The organism is Shewanella sp. SP2S2-4, from assembly GCF_031932025.1.
In the GTDB taxonomy this organism is placed as follows: Bacteria; Pseudomonadota; Gammaproteobacteria; order Enterobacterales; family Shewanellaceae; genus Shewanella; species Shewanella baltica.
This window is the reverse complement of record NZ_JAUOER010000017.1, coordinates 43,214-67,658: the sequence shown is the minus strand read 5'-3', so window position 1 is coordinate 67,658 and position 24,445 is coordinate 43,214. Positions and strand designations below refer to the sequence as shown.

At 46.3% G+C, this 24,445-nt stretch carries 20 protein-coding genes; 8 read left to right on the top strand and 12 right to left on the bottom strand.

Annotated features, from left to right (window positions below):
* Positions 1 to 56: 56 nt before the first annotated feature.
* Positions 57 to 1,922, bottom strand: a complete 1,866-nt coding sequence (locus Q4Q54_RS14315; protein ID WP_311988769.1) for a M2 family metallopeptidase — start codon at positions 1,920 to 1,922, stop codon at positions 57 to 59.
* 220 nt (positions 1,923 to 2,142) lie between these two features.
* Here Q4Q54_RS14315 and Q4Q54_RS14310 point away from each other — a divergent pair, with 220 nt between their 5' ends.
* Positions 2,143 to 2,781, top strand: a complete 639-nt coding sequence (locus Q4Q54_RS14310; protein ID WP_106650433.1) for a TetR/AcrR family transcriptional regulator — start codon at positions 2,143 to 2,145, stop codon at positions 2,779 to 2,781.
* A gap of 16 nt (positions 2,782 to 2,797) precedes the next feature.
* Entirely contained in the window at positions 2,798 to 5,077 is a 2,280-nt protein-coding gene (locus tag Q4Q54_RS14305) for an acyl-CoA dehydrogenase (RefSeq protein ID WP_220592919.1), read from the top strand.
* 247 nt (positions 5,078 to 5,324) lie between these two features.
* Here Q4Q54_RS14305 and pyk read toward each other — a convergent pair whose 3' ends face one another.
* Together pyk and Q4Q54_RS14295 are read right to left on the bottom strand one after the other, a co-directional pair.
* Positions 5,325 to 6,764: a pyruvate kinase gene (pyk, locus tag Q4Q54_RS14300; RefSeq protein WP_105252459.1), complete on the bottom strand. Its 1,440-nt coding sequence runs from the start codon at positions 6,762 to 6,764 to the stop codon at positions 5,325 to 5,327.
* A 186-nt stretch (positions 6,765 to 6,950) separates the two neighbouring features.
* Positions 6,951 to 7,805: a MurR/RpiR family transcriptional regulator gene (locus Q4Q54_RS14295; RefSeq protein WP_106650436.1), complete on the bottom strand. Its 855-nt coding sequence runs from the start codon at positions 7,803 to 7,805 to the stop codon at positions 6,951 to 6,953.
* 312 nt (positions 7,806 to 8,117) lie between these two features.
* Here Q4Q54_RS14295 and zwf point away from each other — a divergent pair, with 312 nt between their 5' ends.
* The 4 genes from zwf to Q4Q54_RS14275 are packed head-to-tail and all read left to right on the top strand — an operon-like array spanning position 8,118 to position 12,796.
* On the top strand, positions 8,118 to 9,590 hold the full coding sequence (zwf, locus tag Q4Q54_RS14290; RefSeq protein WP_106650437.1) for a glucose-6-phosphate dehydrogenase: 1,473 nt from the start codon (positions 8,118 to 8,120) through the stop codon (positions 9,588 to 9,590).
* Positions 9,591 to 9,599: 9 nt separating this feature from the next.
* Positions 9,600 to 10,298: a 6-phosphogluconolactonase gene (pgl, locus tag Q4Q54_RS14285; RefSeq protein ID WP_006081565.1), complete on the top strand. Its 699-nt coding sequence runs from the start codon at positions 9,600 to 9,602 to the stop codon at positions 10,296 to 10,298.
* Positions 10,299 to 10,307: 9 nt separating this feature from the next.
* Positions 10,308 to 12,134: a phosphogluconate dehydratase gene (edd, locus tag Q4Q54_RS14280; protein WP_006081566.1), complete on the top strand. Its 1,827-nt coding sequence runs from the start codon at positions 10,308 to 10,310 to the stop codon at positions 12,132 to 12,134.
* 20 nt (positions 12,135 to 12,154) lie between these two features.
* A complete protein-coding gene (locus Q4Q54_RS14275; RefSeq protein WP_006081567.1) occupies positions 12,155 to 12,796 on the top strand; it encodes a bifunctional 4-hydroxy-2-oxoglutarate aldolase/2-dehydro-3-deoxy-phosphogluconate aldolase in 642 nt (213 codons plus the stop codon).
* Positions 12,797 to 12,980: 184 nt separating this feature from the next.
* Here Q4Q54_RS14275 and Q4Q54_RS14270 read toward each other — a convergent pair whose 3' ends face one another.
* From Q4Q54_RS14270 to Q4Q54_RS14260, 3 genes are all read right to left on the bottom strand, one after another.
* Positions 12,981 to 14,330, bottom strand: coding sequence for an anti-phage deoxyguanosine triphosphatase (locus tag Q4Q54_RS14270; RefSeq protein ID WP_311988768.1), 1,350 nt, complete (start codon positions 14,328 to 14,330; stop codon positions 12,981 to 12,983).
* Between the two features lie 25 nt (positions 14,331 to 14,355).
* Positions 14,356 to 14,943: a 5'-deoxynucleotidase gene (gene yfbR / locus Q4Q54_RS14265; RefSeq protein ID WP_006087181.1), complete on the bottom strand. Its 588-nt coding sequence runs from the start codon at positions 14,941 to 14,943 to the stop codon at positions 14,356 to 14,358.
* Positions 14,944 to 15,231: 288 nt separating this feature from the next.
* Positions 15,232 to 16,446: a pyridoxal phosphate-dependent aminotransferase gene (locus tag Q4Q54_RS14260; protein ID WP_006081570.1), complete on the bottom strand. Its 1,215-nt coding sequence runs from the start codon at positions 16,444 to 16,446 to the stop codon at positions 15,232 to 15,234.
* A 775-nt stretch (positions 16,447 to 17,221) separates the two neighbouring features.
* Between Q4Q54_RS14260 and Q4Q54_RS14255 the strand changes: the two genes are divergently transcribed.
* Positions 17,222 to 18,604 (top strand): Na+/H+ antiporter NhaC family protein, encoded by a 1,383-nt coding sequence (locus Q4Q54_RS14255; protein WP_126491987.1) that lies wholly within the window; start codon positions 17,222 to 17,224, stop codon positions 18,602 to 18,604.
* 296 nt (positions 18,605 to 18,900) lie between these two features.
* Complete coding sequence (locus Q4Q54_RS14250) at positions 18,901 to 20,235, top strand: glutamine synthetase family protein (protein WP_310795518.1); 1,335 nt, start codon at positions 18,901 to 18,903, stop codon at positions 20,233 to 20,235.
* A gap of 157 nt (positions 20,236 to 20,392) precedes the next feature.
* Here the strand turns inward: Q4Q54_RS14250 and efp are convergent, their stop codons facing one another.
* From efp to Q4Q54_RS14220, 6 genes are all read right to left on the bottom strand, one after another.
* Positions 20,393 to 20,953 (bottom strand): elongation factor P, encoded by a 561-nt coding sequence (efp, locus tag Q4Q54_RS14245; protein ID WP_006081573.1) that lies wholly within the window; start codon positions 20,951 to 20,953, stop codon positions 20,393 to 20,395.
* 45 nt (positions 20,954 to 20,998) lie between these two features.
* Complete coding sequence (gene earP, locus Q4Q54_RS14240) at positions 20,999 to 22,177, bottom strand: elongation factor P maturation arginine rhamnosyltransferase EarP (protein ID WP_311988767.1); 1,179 nt, start codon at positions 22,175 to 22,177, stop codon at positions 20,999 to 21,001.
* Between the two features lie 112 nt (positions 22,178 to 22,289).
* Positions 22,290 to 22,817: a flavodoxin FldA gene (gene fldA, locus Q4Q54_RS14235; protein ID WP_006081576.1), complete on the bottom strand. Its 528-nt coding sequence runs from the start codon at positions 22,815 to 22,817 to the stop codon at positions 22,290 to 22,292.
* Positions 22,818 to 22,871: 54 nt separating this feature from the next.
* Positions 22,872 to 23,144 carry a LexA regulated protein gene (gene ybfE / locus Q4Q54_RS14230; protein ID WP_006081577.1) on the bottom strand — a complete coding sequence of 91 codons (273 nt, stop codon included), beginning with the start codon at positions 23,142 to 23,144 and terminating at the stop codon, positions 22,872 to 22,874.
* Positions 23,145 to 23,154: 10 nt separating this feature from the next.
* Complete coding sequence (locus Q4Q54_RS14225; protein WP_006081578.1) at positions 23,155 to 23,376, bottom strand: DUF2788 domain-containing protein; 222 nt, start codon at positions 23,374 to 23,376, stop codon at positions 23,155 to 23,157.
* Positions 23,377 to 23,477: 101 nt separating this feature from the next.
* Complete coding sequence (locus Q4Q54_RS14220; RefSeq protein ID WP_311988766.1) at positions 23,478 to 24,254, bottom strand: alpha/beta fold hydrolase; 777 nt, start codon at positions 24,252 to 24,254, stop codon at positions 23,478 to 23,480.
* Positions 24,255 to 24,445 lie beyond the last annotated feature (191 nt).

Here is a 24,445-nt window from a genome sequence, read left to right as displayed (position 1 = left end):
GCCCAATCTCGTTGGGCATTTTGTTTTATACAACTTGGCGATGGTTTAACTCATAATTACCAACCGCATTGGCGATTAGCAGCGGTATTTTGCTCATCTAACCATGTTTTAAGTGGCGCAAAGTAATCGAGCACAGCTTTGGCATCCATAGCTTCTTTGCCGGTGACTTCTTTCAATGCCTCTGGCCATGGCTTGCTTAAGCCTAACTCGAGCATCTTATTAAGTTTCTCTCCCGCGGCTTGATTGCCATAAATACTGCATCTGTGTACCGGTCCTTTATCGCCCGCAGTTTCACACAGGGCTTGATGGAACTGAAATTGCAGAATATGCGCGAGGAAGTAACGGGTGTATGGCACATTACCTGGCACATGGTATTTCGCGCCCGGATCAAAATCTGCTTCACTACGTTCAACTGGTGCTTTTACGCCTTGGTATTTCTCCCTGAGATCCCACCAAGCTTGGTTATATTGCGCTGGTGTGATTTCGCCGCTAAACACTTTCCAGCGCCACTGATCTATCATCAAACCAAAGGGCAGGAAGGCGATTTTATCTAAAGCTTGCTTCAGTAAAAGCCCAATATCCTTAGAGGCATCAGGCACTTCTTCAAGTAAACCGATCTGTTTTAAGTAGCTTGGGGTGATCGACAGCGCAATCGTGTCACCAATCGCTTCATGGAAACCGTCGTTGGCGCTGTTTTTAAACAGGAATGGTTGCTGCTTATAAGCGCGTTGATAGAAGTTATGCCCAAGTTCGTGGTGGATCACGCTAAAGTCTTCGGCGGTCTTTTGGATACACATTTTTATGCGAATATCGTCGAGATTATCGAGATCCCATGCCGAGGCGTGGCAAACCACATCACGATCCTTTGGCTGAACAAACAGTGAACGAGCCCAAAAACTCTCAGGCAATGGCGCAAATCCTAGCGACGTGAAGAAGCCTTCGGCTTGTTTCACCATTTTATGCTCGTCATAGCCATTTTTTGCCAGTAACTCAGTGACATCATAACCTGGGTCGGCATTGTCAGGGGCGACTAAGTCATACACATTGCCCCATTGCTGGGCCCACATATTACCGAGTAAATGTGCAGGGATAGGTCCTGTGGTCGGTGCGACGCTATCGCCGTATTCTTTATTGAGTTCACCGCGTACGTAGCAGTGCAATGACTCATAAAGGGGTTTGACTTGGCCCCAAAGACGGTCAAGTTCCTGTGAAAAATCATCGGGTTTCATATCATATTGACTGCGCCATAGCTCAGACAGGTTTGCATAACCGAGATCCTTCGCGCCTTCATTGGCCAGTTCCACTTCACGTTGAAACAAGGGGCGCATAGGTTTGGCGATTTCACGCCAGCCTTTCCACACTTCCAGTAATGCAACGGGATCACGTGATTCGGCCATTAAACTCGATAGCTCAGGCTGGGTCATACACTTACCGTCGGCAAAACAGTATTTTCCTTTGCCGTATAAGCCATTTAACTCTGAGCTTATTTGTGCAAGCTCGGCATTTTTCGCAGGGTCGAGCGGGGTGGGTAACACTAACGCGCTGAGCAATATATTGAGTTTGCGAGCATTAACGGGATCGAGGTCCACATTGGCGTACTTAGTCGCCTCTGTTGCAAATTTTACTGACGCTGCGCTGACCTTTTCACCGACTGCGGCAGAGAGGGCAGCAGTGTCATCGGTAATAAAGTTGCTGTAAATCCACTCGGCGCGATTAGATTCAATCGATAATTCCGCCATTTTGGCTTCAGCATCGTTAATAAAAGCAATCGCTTGTACTTTATTAGGCGTGGCATTGATGACCGCCGCTTCAGTGCTAGCAGGCTTGTCTGTTTTACTTTGTGCATCATTACAGGCCGTTAATCCCAGCGCTAAGGCGACTGTGAGGGCGATTTTACTGCGACGATTCAATGAAATAACCATGTCTACTTGTCCTTGTTGTTTTTGTGTTACACAGTTTACCTAAAGCTAAGGTGTATTGCACAAGGGTTAATGGGCTTGTTAGTTACACTTATTTCGCAGATGTTCCATATACGGCTTGAATGCAGGCTAGAAAGCGGCGAATTTGTCCAATTTTAGTTTGACATCCGTGGTGCCAATGTTTAATTTAAACGAGTGTTTTAAATTAATTCAAGGTCACGGAATGGCAAGTCGATCCGATACAAAAACTAGAATACTTGATGCCGCAGAAAAACTGTTCGCTGAACGGGGCTTTTCTGAGACCTCGTTGCGACTCATCACCAGTAAGGCTGAGGTGAATTTAGCATCGGTCAATTATCACTTTGGTTCTAAAAAAGAGCTGATCCGTGCAGTATTAGCGCGTTATTTAGACGTGTTTATGCCTGCGGCTTCAAACCAAATTAATCGCTTAAATACCGCGCCAGCACAAGCAACACTCGAAGAAATTTTGTCTTCGCTGGTCGATCCTTTATTGGATTTAAACGCGCTACGTACAGAAGGCACCACGATCTTCCTGCAGCTTTTAGGACGCGGTTATATCGAAAGCCAAGGGCATTTACGTTGGTTTATCACGACCCATTATGGCCAACATTTGGATGCATTTGTTAAAGCTGTATCGGCTAGTGCGCCACATATTCCACCCGCTGAAATGTTTTGGCGTTTACACTTTACCTTAGGCACTATCGTATTCACTATGGCGTCCGCCGATGCCCTAAACGATATCGCTGCTGCTGAGTTTGGTGAGCATAACGACATCGAAGCCGTTATCCGTAAAGTGATCCCATACATGGCGGCTGGCGTATCAGTCCCCGTTTCTTCTTAATTAAAAGGTCTTGATAATGTTGACGATTATAATTCTTGCCCTGATAGCCATTGTCGTGTTGTTTGCGGTGAAAAATATCCGGATGCAGTTTATTACCCGCCCAGTTTTTAGTTTTTTCAAGAAGGTCTTACCGCCACTTTCAGATACCGAGCGCGAAGCGATGGAAGCCGGTGATGTCTGGTGGGAAGGGGAGTTGTTCCGCGGAAATCCTAACTGGAATACCTTGCACAGCTACGGCAAACCGACGCTGACCGCTGAAGAAAAAGACTTTATCGATAATCAAGTGATGACAGCACTGACGATGATCGATGATTTCGACATAGTGCATAACCGTAAAGATTTACCACCAGAGTTGTGGGAATACTTCAAGAAAGAAGGTTTCTTTGCCCTGATCATTCCGAAGAAATTCGGTGGTAAAGCTTTCTCTGCCTATGCTAACTCTACCATTGTCAGCAAATTAGCCAGCCGCAGCGTAAGCGCTGCTGTTACAGTAATGGTACCGAACTCTTTAGGCCCTGGTGAGTTGTTGACCCATTATGGTACGAGTGAGCAGAAAGAACGTTGGTTACCTGCTTTAGCTAAAGGCGATGAAATTCCTTGTTTTGCATTAACCGGCCCAGAAGCGGGCAGTGATGCTGGCGCTATTCCGGATGTGGGTATTGTGTGCCGTGATACCTTCAATGGCGAAGAGATGCTCGGGCTAAAACTCACTTGGGATAAGCGTTATATCACGCTGGCGCCTGTGGCGACGGTTCTGGGGTTAGCCTTCCAAATGCGCGATCCTGAAGGTCTGCTTGGCGATAAGAAAAACTTAGGCATTACCTGTGCGCTGATCCCAACGGATCATCCTGGAGTAGTTATTGGTCGTCGTCATAATCCGCTAGGTATGGCGTTTATGAACGGTACCACCCAAGGTAAAGAAGTGTTTATCCCGCTGGATTGGATTATCGGTGGCCCTGAATTTGCTGGTAAAGGCTGGCGTATGCTGGTTGAGTGTTTGTCGGCGGGCCGCGGTATTTCATTGCCTGCACTGGCAACGGCTTCTGGTCACATGGCGACGAAGACGACAACGGCTTACAGCTATGTGCGTCATCAGTTTGGTATGGCTATTGGCCAGTTTGAAGGTGTGCAAGAAGCGCTGGCACGTATTATTGCCAACACTTATCAGTTGGAAGCTGCGCGTCGGTTAACGACTACGGGTATCGATCTTAAAGTGAAACCTTCGGTTGTGACTGCGATTGCTAAGTTCCACATGACTGAGTTAGGCCGTTCAGTGATGAACGATGCCATGGATATTCAATCGGGTAAGGGCATTCAATTAGGACCTAAAAACTATCTAGGCCACCCTTATATGTCGAATCCAATTTCGATCACTGTCGAAGGTGCGAACATTCTAACCCGCTCCTTGATGATTTTTGGTCAAGGTGCGACTCGCTGCCATCCTTACGTGCTTGCCGAAATGGAAGCCGCTGCGATGGAAAACCAACATGAAGCCTTAGAGCGTTTTGATGCGCTATTAATGGGCCACATGGGTTATGCCACACGCAATGCGTTCAGTGCTCTGTTTAGCGCGTTAAGCGGTAGCCGTTTTGGCAGTGCGCCAGTGAGCGGTGAAACTAAGCAGTACTATAAAGATATGTCGCGTATTTCGTCAGCGTTAGCCTTAATGACAGATTTATCTATGCTGATCATGGGCGGCGATTTAAAACGCAAAGAAATGTTGTCGGCGCGTATGGGCGATGTGCTCAGCCAGCTGTATTTAGGCTCTGCAACCTTGAAGTTGTTTGAAGACAATGGCCGTCAACAGGACGATTTGCCAGCAGTACGTTATGTTATGGCCAATCGTTTGCACTTAGCGGCGAAAGCACTGGAAGACACGATTCGTAACTTCCCGAGCCGTCCTGTGGCATGGTTACTGCGCGGCTTAATCTTCCCGCTGGGTAATCACTTCAATGCACCGAGCGATAAAATGGCGACCGATTTAGTCGGCGGCATGTTGAAGCCTGGCCCTGCTCGTGACCGTATTACCTTCTTATGTCCTGAATTTGAAGGAGATAAAGGCGGTATTGCTGAAGTTGAGCAAGCGTTTGTTGCGCAATATGCCTGTAAAGATATCTATAAAAAGCTGAAGAAAGCGCAGCGTGCCGGTGAATTGCCAGCCAAAGTGCCTAATCTCGTCTTGTTTGCAAAAGCCCTCGAGACTGGCGTTATCACTGCCGATGAAGAGCAAAAATTGCAGCATGCTGATAAGCTGCGCTTAGCGGCAATTAATGTGAATGATTTCGAGACGTTATAATGATTGCTAGTGTTTGATGTTAGTGTTTAATGTCAGCGTTTAATGTTAGTACGGTCTGGTCTAAGCGGTGTTAAGTTCGATGATTACACCACTTGGGCCGCTTACATTCCCCTCAGCAATGAGAGCCGATAAATCAGCATTAATAGAAATCTGCACTTACAGAAAACAGTCAATATAAAAAAACCACCTTCATGAGGTGGTTTTTTTAATTGGCTTTTTCTAACAGGCTTGAGTCGTTAGAAGCTGCTTAAGCAACGATTAACACTTTACAGGTGTTAGTGCCGCCAATCGTTTCCATTGCATCGCCTTTGGTCATCAGTACCATATCACCGCTATTCAAATAACCTGCCGCTGTTAATGCTTCTAACGCTTTTTGCGCTAGCTCATCGGCTGGGTGGATAGTTGAATCGAAGTAGATTGGTAACACGCCGCGGTACAAGGCCATTTTAGCCAGCGTTGTCGCGTGACGTGATAAACCTAAGATCGGCAGTGAAGAACTGATGCGAGACATTAGCTGTGGTGTCGCACCTGATTCAGTCAAAGCAATAATAGCCTTAACGCCTTCAAGGTGGTTTGCTGCATACATAGTCGAGAGTGCAATGGTTTCTTCAACTGAAGTGAAACGCACATCTAATCTATGCTTAGACACAATCACACTTGGGTGAGATTCTGCGCCAACACACACGTTTGCCATTGCCTTAACGGTTTCTTCTGGGAAGTCACCGGCAGCGGTTTCAGCAGATAACATCACAGCATCGGTACCATCAAGCACAGCGTTTGCCACGTCCATTACTTCGGCGCGGGTTGGCATAGGGCTTGAAATCATCGATTCCATCATCTGAGTGGCCGTGATGACGACTTTATTCAGCTGGCGTGAACGGGCGATTAATTTCTTCTGCACCGCAACGAGCGCAGCATCACCAATTTCAACACCTAAGTCACCACGAGCAACCATAACCACGTCAGATGCTAAGATCACATCGTCCATAGCCGCATCGGTCGCAACGGCTTCAGCGCGTTCAACTTTAGCCACGATCAAGGCATTGCAACCGGCTTGACGGGCAAGATCACGGGCGTAATCTAAATCAGCACCACTGCGCGGGAAAGACACGGCTAAATAATCCACTTGGATCATTGCCGCAGTCAAAATGTCAGCCTTGTCTTTTTCGGTTAGCGCAGCAGCAGAAAGTCCACCGCCTTGCTTGTTAATACCTTTGTTGTTAGATAAAGGGCCTGCCACAGTCACTGTGGTATGCACTTTACGGCCTTCAACACGCTCAACGCGTAATTGAACACGGCCATCATCTAACATCAGGATATCACCAACAGTCACATCGTCTGGCAATTGCTTGTAATCGATACCCACTTGGGTCTCGTCGCCTTCACCTTTGGCTAACTCGGCATCAAGTACATAGGCTTGACCCAATACCAGTTGTACTTTCTTATTGTCCTTGAAAGTAGAAACACGGATTTTAGGGCCTTGTAAGTCACCCAGAATAGCCACATGAACGCCCAACTCTTTAGCGATTTCACGCGCTTGAGTCGCTCGTTTTAAGTGATCTTCAGGGGAACCGTGGGAGAAATTAAGACGTACAACGTTTGCACCTGCCGCGATGATGCGGCGTAGATTATCATCACGATCGGTAGCGGGACCTAGAGTGGTGACGATTTTGGTTCTGCGGAACATAAGGATACTCCGTTAAAGTTAAAAAAATCTTGGGCCTATATTACCATGCAATTCCAGATTATGTAGTAAAGTTACAATCAAAATGATCTAAAGTTATGTATGAAATTTGTGAGGTATCGCTGATATTTGCACGATAAATGGCTAGGTAATGGATCAACGCTAGCCATTTTTAGAAAAGGAAGTGAGTTACAGTATCGGATCTTTATTGATGCGAGACTCTTTTAACACTTCTTTTACGCGTTTCAAATTATCGCGGAAACGTGGACCTCGACGTAAGGTAAAACCCGTTGCCAATACATCTATAGTGACTAATTGGGCTAAACGCGAGGCCATAGGCAAATACATGTCGGTATCTTCTGGCACTTCCATTGTCACTGGTAGTGTACATTCCATCGATAAAGGTGAGTTGCGGGCAGTAATACCAATTACAGCTGCACCGTTTTCTCTTGCTAAACGCGCTATCTCAATCAATGACTTAGTACGGCCAGTGTGGGATATCAACACGACAACATCGCCTTCATTGCTGTTTATGCAGCTCATGCGTTGCATTAGAACATCGTCAAAACAGATGACTGGCACATTAAAGCGGAAAAATTTATTTTGTGCGTCATGGGCAACAGAAGCGGAGGCTCCTAAGCCAAAAAAGGAAATAGTCTTAGCTTGAGTGAGTATATCAACCGCTTTGTTTATGGCTGAAATATCTAAACTTTGACGTGCGGTATCAAGCGAAGCCATTGAAGATTCGAAGATTTTTGTCGTGTAAGATTCTGGTGAGTCATCTTCTTCAACATGGCGGCTCACATAAGGAGTACCGTTAGCGAGACTTTGCGCTAGATGTAACTTAAAATCAGGGAAGCCTTTAGTATCTAAGCGGCGACAGAAACGATTCACAGTAGGTTCACTGACATCTGCCATCTTAGCCAGTGTGGCGATGCTAGAATGTATAGCTGTCTGTGGTGATGCTAAGATCACCTCTGCAACTTTGCGTTCTGATTTACTAAAATGGGTGAGGCTTTTTTGAACCTTTTCTAGGGTATTCATACGCGTATGTCCGCTAAATTGAGAATGTAATTTTATTTTTTTAGTTTTGTGGGTGACAGATCAAGGCCGGCGGCCCACAAAGAGACTCTTTGTAGTAACTTTTCAGTACAATTTTGAAATAAGACTTTACTAGCTTCAGTAATTTAAGCACAAAAAGCATATCAGATTTATGCTGCAAGTGCCTAGTTAGCAAGAATGTTAATATTTATAAAAATAGATGCATTTAACAAATTCTGTTGTTATATTACAACAAAAGTGTGGATTTCTTCATCGACATGAAGGGACACGACATACAAAGGAGATCGTAACGCAATGGGCAAAACAACATCAGGCGCCAAAGCTTGTGACTTCGTACTCTTTGGTACTAAAGGCGATTTGGCACGACGCAAGTTGTTACCTTCTTTATACCAGCTAGATAAAGCTGAACTTCTCGATAAAGATACGAAAGTGATCGGTGTCGCGAAAGATGAGTTTACTCAAGAAGAGTTTATCGAATTAGTCACGCTTGCCTTAAACACCTTCGTTAAAGAGCCTTTGTGCGAAGAGACTCTCCAACGTTTCCTGTCCCGCTGTCACTATATAGGCACTAACTTTACCGATTCAGCGGGCTACAGTGCCTTCCATGAACTGCTCAAACCAGAAGAGCGTGTCATGGTGAGTTACTTTGCTACGCCACCTGCGATATTCGGTGACATTTGCCGTTGTTTGCACGAGCAAGATCTTATTCACCCAGATTCACGCGTGGTACTCGAAAAGCCAATCGGTTCAGATTTAGACTCTTCTCGCGTTATCAACGATCAAGTTTCCGCTTACTTCAAAGAACGTCAGGTTTACCGTATCGACCATTACTTAGGTAAAGAAACCGTACAGAACTTGATTGCCCTGCGTTTTGCCAACTCTTTATTTGCCTCTAAGTGGGACAACCGTACGATTGACCACGTCCAAATTACGGTAGCAGAAGAAGTGGGTATCGAAGGCCGTTGGGGTTACTTCGACAAAGCGGGTCAGATGCGCGACATGATCCAAAACCATTTGCTACAAGTGTTAACGCTGGTTGCTATGGATCCACCGGTCAACTTAGACGCTGACAGCATTCGTGATGAAAAAGTCAAAGTGCTTAAATCACTGCGTCCGATTAATTCTGACAATGTGTATGAAAATACCGTACGCGGTCAGTACAGCGCAGGCTTCTTAAAGGGCAGCCCAGTACCGGGTTATTTAGAAGAGGAAGGCGCTAACCTTCAATCACACACAGAAACCTTCGTGGCGATTCGTGTGGATATCGACAACTGGCGTTGGGCGGGCGTGCCTTTCTATTTACGCAGCGGTAAACGTATGCCGTTTAAGAGCTCTGAAATTGTGGTGTATTTCAAAAACCCACCGCATAACTTGTATCGCTCAAGCTACCGTAATCTGCCACCTAACAAGCTGACTATTCGTCTGCAGCCCCATGAAGGGGTTGAAATCCAGATGATGAACAAAGTGCCAGGTTTGGAGCAAAAACAACGTCTACAAACCACTAAACTCGATTTGAGCTTCTCCGATACCTTCAAAAATGAACGTATCGCCGATGCCTACGAGCGTCTATTACTCGAAGCAATGCTCGGTAATCAAGCGCTGTTCGTGCGCCGCGACGAAGTCGAGCAGGCATGGACTTGGGTGGATGGCATTATCCAATCGTGGGAACAAAGCAACGAAAAACCAAAACCTTATCCTGCGGGTACTTGGGGTCCAGTTGCGTCAGTTGCTTTGATCACCAAAGATGGCCGTTCGTGGGATGAGTAGGAGACTTTGATGATTAAAGAAACCGTATTCAAATCTTTCGATACGCCAAGTGCGTTAGAACAGCAACTGGCCAGCAAGATTGCGAGCCAGTTACAGGAAGCCGTCGATGCCCGCGGAAAAGCGAGCCTAGTGGTTTCCGGTGGTTCGACGCCGCTTAAGTTATTTCAACTATTGAGCATGAAGTCCATCGATTGGAGTGATGTTTATATCACTCTCGCCGATGAGCGCTGGGTTGAAGCCGACGCCGATGCTTCTAATGAACGTCTAGTGCGTGAACATTTATTACAAAACCGCGCGTCGAATGCCAAATTCCGCGGTTTAAAAAACATGTTTTCGACCGCAGAAGCGGGCGCCGATATGGCCGCCGAGTCTTTGTCTAATTTCCCGCGTCCTTTTGATGTGGTGGTATTAGGCATGGGTAACGATGGTCATACTTGTTCTTGGTTTCCCTGTAGCGCTGAGCTTGAAAATGCGCTCACAACCCAAGCCCTGTGCGTGGCGACTAACCCCACCACAGCGCCCCACGGCAGAATAACGCTCTCTAAGAGTGCGATTCTGAACAGCAGACAAATTTATCTGCACTTGGTCGGGGAACAGAAATTATCCGTATATCGTCAAGCGTTAGAAAGTGATGATGTCCATGCTATGCCTATCAGAGCCGTATTAGCGCAGCGTAAAACGCCCGTTGATGTGTTCTGGAGCGCTTAAGGAGTCAAAATGCACTCAGTAGTTCAAGCTGTTACCGACAGAATTATTGCCCGTAGCAAAGCGTCACGTGAAGGTTATCTCGCCGCATTGAATGATGCCCGTAACCATGGTGTACACCGTAGCTCATTGAGCTGTGGCAACTTAGCCCATGGTTTTGCCGCCTGTAATCCAGACGACAAAAATGCATTGCGTCAATTGAATAAGGCGAACATCGGCATAGTGACGGCATTTAACGACATGTTATCTGCGCACCAACCCTATGAAAGCTATCCTGAATTGCTTAAAAAAGCCTGTCAGGAAGTCGGCAGTGTTGCACAAGTGGCGGGCGGTGTTCCGGCCATGTGTGACGGTGTGACTCAAGGTCAACCCGGTATGGAATTGAGCTTACTGAGTCGTGAAGTGATTGCTATGGCAACGGCTGTGGGCTTGTCTCACAACATGTTTGACGGTGCTTTATTGCTCGGCATTTGCGATAAAATCGTTCCTGGTTTGCTTATCGGCGCCTTAAGCTTTGGTCACTTACCGATGTTATTCGTGCCTGCTGGGCCGATGAAATCAGGTATCCCGAACAAAGAAAAAGCCCGTATTCGTCAGCAATTTGCCCAAGGTAAAGTGGATCGCGCGCAGCTGCTTGAAGCAGAAGCCCAGTCTTACCACAGTGCGGGAACTTGTACCTTCTACGGCACTGCAAACTCGAATCAGCTGATGCTTGAAGTGATGGGTCTGCAGTTACCTGGCTCGTCATTTGTAAATCCTGATGATCCACTGCGTGAAGCCTTAAACAAGATGGCGGCTAAGCAAGTGTGTCGTTTAACCGAAATGGGTACCCAATATACCCCAATCGGTGAAGTGGTCAGCGAAAAGTCTGTGGTGAACGGCATTGTGGCACTTTTGGCTACCGGCGGTTCTACTAACTTGACTATGCACATCGTCGCCGCGGCTAGAGCTGCCGGTATTATCGTGAACTGGGATGATTTTTCTGAATTATCCGATGCCGTGCCATTAGTGGCGCGCGTGTATCCAAACGGTCACGCCGATATCAACCATTTCCACGCAGCAGGCGGAATGGCGTACTTAATCAAAGAATTACTTGATGCGGGTCTATTGCATGAAGATGTGAATACCGTTGCGGGCTTTGGTTTACGCCGTTATACCCAAGAGCCAAAACTGCTCGACGGTGAATTGCGCTGGGTCGATGGTCCAACGACAAGTTTAGATACTGAAGTGTTAACTTCAGTCGCATCGCCTTTCCAAGGCAATGGTGGTTTGAAATTATTGAAAGGTAACTTGGGCCGCGCTGTGATCAAAGTATCAGCGGTACAAGAACAACATCGTGTCGTTGAAGCGCCCGCTGTGGTGATTGACGATCAAAACAAACTCGATGCCTTGTTCCAAGCCGGTGCTCTGGATAGAGATTGTGTGGTTGTGGTAAAAGGCCAAGGTCCGAAAGCCAACGGTATGCCAGAACTGCACAAGTTAACCCCATTATTGGGTACGCTTCAGGACAAAGGCTTTAAAGTCGCGCTGCTGACCGACGGTCGTATGTCTGGCGCGTCGGGTAAAGTCCCTGCGGCCATTCATTTGACGCCGGAAGCCTTAGATGGCGGCTTAATTGCCAAAGTCAAAGATGGCGACTTGATCCGTGTCGATGCGTTAACAGGCGAACTGAGCCTGCTCGTCTCTGAAGCAGAACTTGCCACCAGAACCGCCGGAATAGTCGATTTACATCGCTCACGTTATGGCATGGGCCGCGAGTTATTTAGTGCGCTACGTTCCAATCTAAGCAGTCCTGAAACTGGTGCGCGTTGTACTAATGCCATCGATGAACTTTATTAATACAAAGGAAGAATAACGCAATGCTTGAGAATAACTGGTCACTACAGCCACAAGATATTTTTAAACGCAGCCCTATTGTTCCTGTTATGGTGATTAACAAGATTGAACATGCGGTGCCATTAGCGCGAGCACTGGTTGCCGGCGGCATTAGCGTGTTAGAAGTGACTTTGCGTACACCTTGCGCACTCGAAGCTATCACTAAAATCGCCAAAGAAGTGCCAGAGGCCTTAGTGGGCGCGGGTACTATCTTAAACGAAGCTCAGCTTGATCTTGCGATTGCCGCTGGTGCGCAGTTTATTATTACCCCAGGCGCGACGGTTGAACTGCTCAAAGCCGGTATGCATGGTCCTGTACCATTGATCCCAGGCGTTGCGAGCATTTCAGAAGTGATGACGGGGATGGCGCTTGGTTACACCCACTTTAAATTTTTCCCAGCCGAAGCCTCGGGTGGTGTGGATGCACTGAAAGCCTTCTCGGGACCGCTTGCGGATATTCGCTTCTGCCCAACAGGTGGCATTACGCCAAGCAGTTATAAAGATTATTTAGCGCTGAAGAACGTCGATTGTATTGGCGGCAGCTGGATTGCGCCAACGGATGCAATGGAACACGGCGATTGGGATCGTATCACTCAACTTTGTAAAGACGCCATCGGCGCTTTATAAATCGAGCTTGAAATAGTGACAAAATAAAAACCACCGCAAGGTGGTTTTTTGTCTTTCATCTTTCGCCTTTGATAAAGAATGTCTGTGACAGCGGGCGCTAAAGAAAGTTTAGCTTTTATAGAAATTCGCACATTTACAAACGGTCTGGCTTTATAGCATGTCGGGCAGCGCAATGTCTGCTTGGCTACATTTCCTTACTCAGTTCCACATTCGAACCCGCTTTGGGGCTAAATAGCTGTTGATACAGTCGCCCCGCGAACTCATCTGTCATCCCTGAAATATAGTCCGCCAACACTCTGTGACTGTTTAAGCCATGTTGCTCACTTTCACGCCAGCGCTCTTGGGTGTTCAGTGGCAGTAAACGCTCAGGATCGGAAGCGAAGGCTTCGAATAAGCCCATCACAATCTGCTGGCCTTTATATTCAAGCATTTGGATCTCAGGTTTACGAATAACGTATTTATAAACCAGTTGCTTGAGCACATTGAGCGCAATGGCAAATTCGGGCTCTAAGGTCGCATTAAAGCGCAATAATGGTTCTTGGAATACATTATCTTCCGAGATAACAATCGCGGTGACAAAGCCATTAACGAGTGTGCCTATGGCATCTTTACGCAGGTGATGCTCATGGGAGAACAGCTTGTTGCCAATATCGGCAAGTTCTTGTCGTATCCACGCATCGCCGCTGTTTGTGAGTGTTGGCGCCACATCTTGATGCCACTGCGATGCCGTGACTATGCCCATCACAATCGCATCTTCGAGATCGTGCACTGCATAGGCGATATCATCTGCCAGTTCCATTATCGAGCAATCGAAGGATTTAAACTGAGTGCGCAGATGTGGATAGTGGTGCAGGGCGGGGTGTGAACCTTGCTGCGTCGAGGTAAAACGACTGCGGTCTGCCTCAGATAACGGCTCAAGCACCCAAGCGAAAATGTCGTTATCATCGTCGAAAATGCCCTTAACCGGCGGCCATTGTGACGGTTTGAGCTGTCTATGGTTGGTGATTTCATTATGTTCACCCGCGACAAATAGCTTCGAGTGCGGCGCGGGGTATTTCAAAATCCCGAGCATGGTACGCCGACACAAGTTCATCCCGAAATCTAACGTGTAGGGCTCAAGCTTAGAGAGAATTCGAAAAGTTTGGCCATTGCCTTCAAAGCCGCCGTGGTCGCGCATCATGTAATTCAATGCGACTTCACCGCCGTGGCCGAAGGGAGGATGACCAATATCGTGGGCCAAACACAGTGATTCTAATAAGCTCATAGAGCAAAGCAGCTGCTTATGCTGTGGATATTTACGTCTTAGCTGGGCGGCTATGCCAGTGCCAATTTGCGAGACTTCGAGTGAGTGGGTTAATCGAGTGCGATAGAAGTCATTCATGCCAACGCCGAGCACTTGGGTCTTGGCCTGCAGGCGGCGAAAGGCGGCCGAGTGGAGAATACGCGCCCTGTCTCTTTGGTAAGGGCTGCGGTGATCGTTACGCCGTTGTTTATCTTCACCATGACGGCGTTCTTGCCAAACACTTGAAGTCATATGCATTCCTAGCGAGAGTGGAAAATCAAAGCATCTTGTTAATTTCGTCTAAATTCAAGGTGAAACTTGGCACAAAGCAGCTCATAAAATACTGTACTGCGGGATCAGGATTTGTCGCCAGCATGTCTTCGAGGCGTTTACGGGCAGTATTGAATTCACTGTTGCCGGCGCGGTTTTCTTCAAGACATTTAAGGTAAGCGCACAGAGTATCGGCGGATTTCACTATGGTCTTGTAAACGGGATCGGCGTAATCACTGATGAACAGACTGCGATAATCTTCTTTAAATTCTTCTGGCACCATATCCAGCATGCGCTGCTCGGCAATCGCCTCAATTTTTTTATACTCGGCTTCGATTTCTTTATTGAAGTATTTCACCGGCGTTGGTAAGTCACCCGTGAGAATTTCACTGGCATCGTGAAAAATCGCCAGGCTCGTGGCTTGATGGGGATCAAGCGTCGTGCCGAACTTTTTATTGCTGATGATCACCAGTGCATGGGCCACCATGGCGACTTGTAGCGAGTGTTCCTGAACATTTTCAGTGCGAACGTTGTACATCAAAGGCCAGCGTTGGATAAGTTTCATTCGAGCTAAATGGGCAAATAAGTGACTCATAGTTTTCCTGTTAATTCGAGGGCCAGCGTTGGATAAGCGTCATTCGTGTTCTAAAAACGGCACATAAATGACTCTTAGTTTGCCTGCTAATGAGTGAGTAGAAAGGCGACAAGCTGCATTGGAAGACGTGACACGAGTTGAATAAGCAGTATTGACGCTAATGAAGTCTTAGATTATCACAGCCTTGGGTGACACGTGAGTATGAGCGTGGAGGATTTGTCGAAATCGCTAAAAATAAAGCGACCACTAGGATCGCTTTATGACTCAAACCGTTAGCCGAAGCTAAACCTACTGCCGATAGTTTTCGAGGAAGGCGCCAAACTCGGTAAATGCTTTTTTCAGATCTTCTTTATAGGGTAAGAAAACCACTCGCAAATGGTCGGGCTCAGGCCAATTAAAGGCGGTGCCATGCACTAACAAAATTTTCTTTTCTCTGAGTAAATCCAGCACTAAGCGCTCATCATCCCGCAGATTGAATTTCTTCATATCCAGTTTAGGGAAAGCATACAGTGCGCCCTTAGGCTTTTTCACGCTGACGCCCGGGATTTGATTCAACAGCTCGTAACAGGCATCCCGTTGAACTGTGAGGCGACCTTTAGGTAATATCAGCTCGTTAATACTTTGATAGCCGCCGAGCGCGGTTTGAATCGCATGTTGATTGGGCACGTTTGCACACAGGCGCATCGAAGAGAGCATCTCTAAACCTTCGATATAGCTCTTCGCGGCTTTAAGATTACCAGACAACATCATCCAACCGACGCGAAATCCCGCTGCGCGATAAGCCTTTGATAGACCATTGAAGGTAACAGTTAAAATATCGTCCGATAGGCCAGCCGCAGGAACATGCTTGGCTTCGTCATACAAAATTTTGTCGTAAATTTCATCGGCAAATAAAATCAAACTGTGTTCACGGCAAAGCTCAACAACTTGCAGCAGTAATTCTTTGCTGTAAACCGCGCCCGTAGGATTGTTCGGGTTGATCAGCACAATACCGCGGGTACGCGATGAAATTTTGCTTTTAATGTCGTTGAGATCGGGGAACCAGTCCGCTTCTTCATCGCAACGATAATGCACGGCTTTGCCGCCGGCGAGATTGGCCGCCGCCGTCCACAGTGGATAGTCAGGCGAGGGGATTAAAATTTCATCATCCGTGTTAAGCAAACCTTGCATCGCCATCATTATGAGTTCAGAGACGCCGTTGCCTATATAGATATCTTCGATATCGACACCAAAAATCCCTTGGGCTTGATAATGCTGCACTATGGCCTTGCGGGCAGAGAATAATCCTTTTGACTCACAGTAGCCTTGGGCACTGGGTAGATTAAGGATCACATCGCGCACAATTTCCTCCGGCGCTTCGAAACCGAAGGGAGCCGGATTACCAATGTTAAGTTTGAGGATTCGATGACCCTCGTCTTCTAAACGTCTGGCTTCCTTGTGCACTGGGCCGCGGATGTCATAGCAAACGCTATCCAGCTTGTTGGATTTGATGATAGGGCGCATTTACACCTCGGAACATGCATAAAGTTTTGGCTTAAGTTAGCGCACCATAACGAAATTTCACTGTAGATGAAAGGGGGGAGCAGCACAGAATGGGACTTTTTTTATAAATACTGCTTAGTTAAATATGCTTTAACAGTCAATTAATGAAATAAGAACAAGTTTTATATTCTGACTTTAAGGAGGTTTTAAGAGTGTTTAGCTAATGTTGGCGGTAAATAAAACCCGCTTTACGTGTTTTTTGGATGTAGGAAGAAAATAATCACGCTTGATGGAAATGCATTTTCAGTGGTTGACGGCTATTTCGTTTTATTCGTTTGTCCTATAAATCTTAGTAGGGGAAAAGTTCATTTTAGCAAAAGCTTAATGATTGATTTTTAATCACAGTTCCTCGATAAGATCAACTTATGCCAGCTGTATATGACCTTGTGATAAATAGGCATATTTATTGAATGCTTATTAAGCTGAGAGGATCATAAACGGTTTCGTTGCGAGTGAGTTAAAAGACTTTAAAGTCATGATGTTATATTGATTTAGTTTGTAGCCGTAGAAATTATTTTCTATCAAGTTAAATTTATAGTTGACTCAATATTCGATGCGCTTTATTTTCTGCGCGATGTTTTTGGCAAGGCACCTCAGATAGCAAGCAATTCGCGGGTTTTATCTTCAGGGTTAGTCATCATGAAGCAGCTGTGTTGACGTTCTGAATCGTGTTGATTTCAGACGTCATTCTAAAACCATTTGCCTTTTAGGCGATTTATTTAGAGGACCTAAGTGCATGTCTGAACCGACAGCGTTAAGTCTCATCCCACCTTTGGTGGTATTGGTGTTAGCTATTTGGTTACGCCGTCCCATTTTATCTCTGATCATAGGTGCGGTAACCGGTTTCCTGTTACTCGATCCCAGTCAAGTCTTAAACAATTTTGCCAGTGTGTCATTGAAGGTCATGGCCGATGAAACCATAGGTTGGTTGATTCTGGTGTGTGGTGGTTTTGGTGCGCTGATTGCGCTTTTGGTCCGCACCGGCGGCGCGTTAGCGTTCGGCCGTAATGCACTGAGATTTGCTAAGGGACCCAAATCTTCCCTGTTGATGACGTTTATTCTTGGGATCGTGATTTTTATTGATGATTATCTCAATGCGCTGACCGTGGGTGAAACCATGAAGCGTGTAACGGATAAATTTAAAGTGTCCCGTGAGATGCTCGCCTATGTCGTGGATTCCACTGCCGCGCCTGTGTGTGTGTTAGTGCCATTATCGACCTGGGCAGTATTCTTTGGTGGGTTATTGGTCGATAACGGTGTGGCGGCCGAAGGTCAGGGCATTGCTGTCTACATGCAAGCGATTCCTTACATGCTCTACGCTTGGTTAGCCGTGGCTATGGTGCTACTTGTAGTACTAGGCATAGTGCCTGCCATTGGTCCGATGAAAACTGCGCAGCTGCGCGCCGCCCAAGGCGAGCCAGCAGAAGCTCAAGTGGATTTCGACCAAGTACAAACCTCGGATGAATATGCGGTTAAAGCCATAGAAGAGGAATTTAAGCACGCCGATAATCATGGCAAGCTGCATAACTTTTTAGTGCCGATTGGTTTGTTAGTGGCTTTTACCGTGTACTTTGATATCGACGTGTGGAAAGGCTTGCTGGCGACTTTAGTCATCACTATTCCTTATTATGCTGTGCAGCGTTTGATGCCGTTATCAGAGATGATGGATCAGATGATTGATGGCTTTAAGAGCATGCTACCGGCGATTAGCACTGTGATTGCGGCATTTGTGTTTAAGGACGTATGCGATCAGTTATTACTGCCACAGTACGTGATTGAATCCTTAAGCCCGTTTATGACACCTAAATTGCTGCCTGCTGTGGTGTTTTTATCCATGGCGATCCTCGCGTTTGCGACGGGTTCGAGCTGGGGCATTTTTGCGGTGACCATTCCTATCGTGATGCCATTAGCGCAATCGGTGGGCGCGGATATCCCATTAGTGATTGGTGCCTTGTTGTCGGCATCATCATTTGGTAGCCAAGCGTGCTTCTACTCAGATTCAACCGTATTGGCCGCACAAGGCTCTGGTTGTAACTTAGTGAGCCATGCAGTGACTCAGTTACCTTATGCGCTGATCGCCGCTATACTGGCGTTTATCGGCTTTATCGTGATTGCGTAAATACTTTCATGATTAGATTAAGAAACCAGCAGCTGCTGGTTTTTTTATGTCTGCCGTCATTGGGTTCGGCGGTTAAAGTGGGGAAAAGCCGAGTGGAGAGAGGCTAGGCTTGAACTAGGATAACCGTGATTACACTCTTAAGTGAAGACGCTCAGCTGATGTCAAATTATATTTTACGGAATTGTCATTTATATTTTACATATTTCATCGTCGCCATGTAGCTTTTCAAATCAAAGCCTGATTATACTTTGCATCCTTCATGGTGTTATTTTCAACATTAGTGGCAAACGAATCAAATGGACTCAACCCTTCTTACTGCGTTTTTCCAGCACGGCACAATACGTGATGTCGAATGTTTATTCCCTGATATCTCAGGCTATCCAAGGGGGAAGCTCATGCCAGCCCGAAGCTTTGCTCAGGGTGCTGAGTTACGTATTGCCCAAGCGATTTCGATGCAGGCGATTACCGGTGAGTATTCCTACGATCCAATTTTCCCCGATGCCGATCCTGATCTGTTACTCGTCCCCGATTACAGCACCCTAAAAATGATCCCGTGGAGCACAGTGCCGCGCGCATTTGCCATCCATGACTGTGTGTTGCTCGATGGCAATTTATGCCCATTTGCGCCGCGTTCTATTTTAAAAAATGTGTTGGCCCGTTACCAAGCCCTTGGGTTAACGCCCGTGGTTGCCCCTGAGATTGAGTTTTATCTGACTGAAGCCAATACCGATCCGAGTGTGCCGTATCAGGCGCCCATTTCAAAAAGTGGCCGAGCTGAAAACGGTCAATCTGCGTTTAGCATGAATATGCTCAATGAACTCGCGCCATTTTGGGATGAGTTTAATGCCGCCATCGATGCGATTGGGATTAAAGGTGATACCTGGATCCATGAGATGGGGCTATCGCAATATGAAATCAACTTAGTGCATGGCGATCCGCTGGCCTTAGCAGATCAAGCTTTTATGTTTAAATACGCGGCGAAAGAAATCGCCATTAAACATGGTTTGAACGCGATTTTTATGGCGAAACCCATAGCAGGCCAACCCGGCAGTTCTATGCATTTACATCAAAGTGTCGTGGATGATAAAGGCAAGAATATTTTCAGCCATGTAGATGGTAGCGATACTGAACGTTTTCACCATTACATCGGCGGATTACAAAAGTATCTGCCTGATTTAATGTTGTTATTCGCACCCAATATCAATTCATTCCGACGTTACATTTCCGGCAGCCAAGCGCCGATTAATTTAAGCTGGGGCGTAGATAACCGCACCACAGGCTTACGTGTGCCATTGAGTGCTCCGGTGGCGCGACGGGTAGAGAATCGCATTGCGGGCGCCGATGCCAATCCGTATTTGATGATTGCGGCGTCACTTGCTGCGGGACTTGCGGGAATGGAAGAAAAACTATCCCCAAGCGCGCCTGAAACCGGTAGTGCTTATGAGAGCAGCCATGACTTAGCGCAGACATTTCTCGCTGCATTAACGCAAATGCGCCAAAGTGATTCGGCAAGGCGCTTACTCGGGGATGATTTTGTCACGGGTTTTGTGTCAGTGAAGGAGATCGAGTTTCAAAGTTATTTGAGTGAGATAGGTGCTTGGGAGCGACGTTTCTTAGGGCCGCAATGCTAGCGCTTATTTGCAGAGGGGATGTTGCTGGATAACGCTTTATTTCCTTGAGTGACTCAACATCCCACAAATACATCCCACAAATCACGCGACTAAAAAACAGCAACAAAAAAGCCAGTGCAAGCACTGGCTTTTCTTCGTCAGGAAACGAGAAGGGCGATTAAACGCGCTTCTTGAATTCGCCAGTACGAGTATCGATTTCAATCTTGTCGCCAACTTTCACGAAGTCAGCAACAGTAACAGTGCCGCCGCCAGTGATAGTTGCTGGCTTCATCACTTTACCTGAAGTATCGCCACGAGCTGAAGGCTCAGTGTAGATCACTTCACGTACGATAGTGGTTGGCATTTCAACAGAGATAGCTTTGCCATCGTAGAAAGTCACTTGGCAAGTTTCTTCCATACCGTCAACGATATAAGCCGCTGCATCACCTAAGTTTTCAGCTTCTACGTCGTATTGGTTATATTCTGCATCCATGAATACAAACATAGGATCAGCAAAGTAAGAATAAGTACAATCAAGACGATCTAGGATGATGTCTTCTAACTTATCTTCACCTTTGAAAGTCGTTTCAGTACCAGAGTTAAGCAGTAAGTTTTTCAACTTTAACTTAACGATAGCAGCGTTACGGCCAGAACGAGTTGTTTCAGTTTTCTGCACAACCCATGGGCTGCCATCTAACATGATCACGTTACCAGGACGGATTTCATGAGCAGTTTTCATTACACTATTTCCTATATTTAGATTTTTCTGTTTTCGCGCAGTATCTTAGCTGTTTTTAACGAACTGAACTAGTCGAGTAGCGAGATCTGCAGCATTTAATGCATTAATTGGCCATTGTTTAGCATGGTGCAACAAGGGCAAATTAACAGGATTAAGGTTTTGCCAGTGAAGGCTCACGGCAGATTGCTGTGCTTGGTTGAACGCAAGATTCAATTCAGACCAATAACAAGCAATTTTAGGTGGCAGATTATCGCAGTAAAGTTTGAGAAAAGCTTCTAATTTTACGAGATGATAATCATCTTCTTGGGGATAAATGTGCCAAATGAAGGGTTTTGCGGCCCATTGAGCGCGTAAAAAGGAATCTTCGCCGCGCACAATATTAAAATCACAGCTCCAGAGCAGGCGATCAAACCCTTGTTGATCTGTCATAGGCAAAATGTGCAGAGTCAAATTGCCATGATTTATCTGTTGGCCCGGAACGAGTGCGGCAATGTCACAGGGCAGTAAATGTGTCAGGCTGTTTAAGCTACGCCCCTTGGGGATCAGCGCATGGATTTTCTCGGCCGATTGCTGCCATAACTCGCATAATGCGGGCAGTGCCTCGGTCTCATAGCTAAAGATGCTAATCACAGTATCTTTAGCCTCAATCCCTTTAAGACCTAGCTGACTAAAAAGCTGTAATTTGTTAGCTGAGTTAGCTTGCCAAGCATCGCGCTCGGCAAACAAATTTTGCTCGCAAATGAGTCCACCCGTTTTGGCGCTAAAACCGGGAAAGTAGAAATACTTCTTTAAACCATTGGCTTGTAACGATGGCAAACCATGGCAGCCTTCGATCCAATCCTCAGCGCTTAAATACTCTAAATTCAACCAGATAGGCACAGATCTGGGGTCGTTCTGATGTAAATAAACTAACTGTTCTTTTACCTGTTCGGGTAATTCACAGGCAAAGGCTTCGATGAGCACAGCTCCTGCGACAAACGCTACGGGTAAAGGCTTAGTCCAATGAAGAATATTCACACCATTGAAGCTTTGAGCGGCTTTTAGCGGATCGAGTGTCGGTAATATGTGCGAGAAGCTTGCGAGGTCGTCGACCCACAAATTAACGTGAATGTGGTACTCATTAGCCATTTGTTTGGCTAAACGCCAAGTGACGCCAATATCGCCATAGTTATCGACGACGGTACAAAAGATATCCCAATGGGTGCAGCGGGGTGTGTTGGTCATGAGTGTGGTATGTCGTTATTCTTAGTTACAACAAGTAGATAATTGAAACAAGTAGAAATATAAGCATAAAAAAAGCGGCGTTAAGGCCGCTTTAATCGAATAGTTAGCCCAATTAGTCTTCTAATTCAGCTAAGCACATTTCTTCGTAAATTTGCTTAACCCAAGCATCGACACGCTCTTCGGTCAGCTCTGGCTGACGATCTTCATCGATACCTAAACCAATAAAGTGGTCGTCATCAACTTGACCTTTAGAGGCTTCGAAGTTGTAGCTTGCAGTTGGCCAGTGACCAATGATGATACCACCACGCGCCTGAACGATATCGCCAACCATGCCCATGGCATCAAGGAAATACTCAGCGTAGTCTTCTTGATCACCACAACCAAAAATAGCGACAAGTTTGTCAGTAAAATCAATTTGCTCTAATTCAGGGAAGAAATCGTCCCAGTCACATTGAGCTTCGCCGTAATACCAGGTTGGGATGCCGAACAGCAGCAAGTCATACTCTGCAATCTGTTCTTTGGTACTTTTGGCGATATCTTTCACCTCAACCATTTTTTTACCCAGTTTTTTCTGGATCATCTTGGCTACGGCTTCGGTGTTACCTGTGTCGCTACCGAAAAAAAGACCTACAGTTGCCATTGTCTATCCTTTAATGTCTAGTTCACTTATTACGTTAATCTTGCTGGTACTCGTTCAGCACTCAACTTGTTGCTGAAGAATTAATTCGATTAACTGGCTACGGCTGATGTTACTGGCCAATGCCTGCTCATTCAAGGCGTCATACAAATCTTGTGACACCTTTAACTCTATTCGCTTTAATCCGTTGGCTTTATCGCGCTGGATTTGATTGCGTTTGTTGACCTTAAGCTGCTGGCTACGGGACAAAGGATTACTTCGTGGGCGGCCCCGGCGCTTTTCATTGGCAAAAAGGTCAATGGTGGTTCTGTCTGTCGCTTCTTTTGCCATGTTCTTATTGTTAACCGATCCCTGAGCCTTCCCAAGTGATCTGGATAATACCTTTTACAATAAACCCGGCGCAGCCGAGAAATAACACTAACCAAACAATAAATCGACCAAATTTCGGCACGTTACCTTGTTTAAGCACATCGTGGATGGCCATGCCGATAAAGAAAAATATCGAGGCAAAAAACAGGTTCAGGCCGATGGTTTCAATTTGTTCCATGTACTGAGATAACATACTTTCTTAGTCCTCGAGAGTGTTCTAAGGCCAAAAGAGGCGCGAATATATCACATCAAGATGGCGGCTGCCATATGCTTTAGGTCGAGTTTGCTGCTGATTTACATTGCTTGTTTGTCAATAAATTCAGACACAATCCGGTTAAAGATGGCGGGTTTCTGTGCATGTAACCAATGACCACAGCCTTCGAGGGTTTTCGCTTGCGCTGCAGGGAATTGCGCCATGATAGCGCTTCTGTGCTCACCAGTGACATAATTTGAGTCACCGCCGCGAATAAATAGACTCGGGCCGCTATAGCTTTGTACTGGATTTGGCGCCTGATTGTGCCAACCAATAATATTGGGATAACAAGCTTTTAGACCACTTAAGTTCAGCTTCCAACGAAAGCCTGTGTCGGTACGTTGCAGGTTTTTGAGTAAAAACTGCGCCGTGGCTTCGTCGATACCTTTGTCTATTAAGTGGTTAAGGGCAAAGCGTCTGTCGGTATGACCTTCTAAGGGCAGACTTTCTAATGCGGCAAACACTAAGTCATGTCTTGGCTCATAGGCGACGGGGGCAATATCTGCTGCCACCATGCTGATAATGCGCTCTGGAAAGGCTAATGCTGTCGCCATGGCGATTTTACCGCCCATGGAGTGACCCACAATATGGGCGCGTTCAATAGCCAGTTCGTCGAGTAATGAAACCATGGCCGTGGCGAGGCGAGGGTAATCCATCTCATCCCAATGCTCACTTAAACCATGATTGGGCACATCGACACGAATAACCTGATACTGGCTTTCTAATACTTGCCCTAGGCCTTTGAGGTTATCTAGGTTGCCGAACAAACCGTGAATCAAGAGTACTGCGGGTCCTTGGCCTGTAGAAACAAAGTTCATGGTGATTCCTGTTGGATATGTTTAGCTTAACGTGACGCGAATTGTGCCCTTAATGCCGTTGGCTTGACAAGTCAGTTGCTACTTTGGCGTGTATGCGGCGATTAACTTGGGCGCTTTTTCGGCAATTGTCGATTATCTGCTAGTTTGCTGTGCTATTTCACGCATTTTTAGAATAATGGCGCTTTATCAGA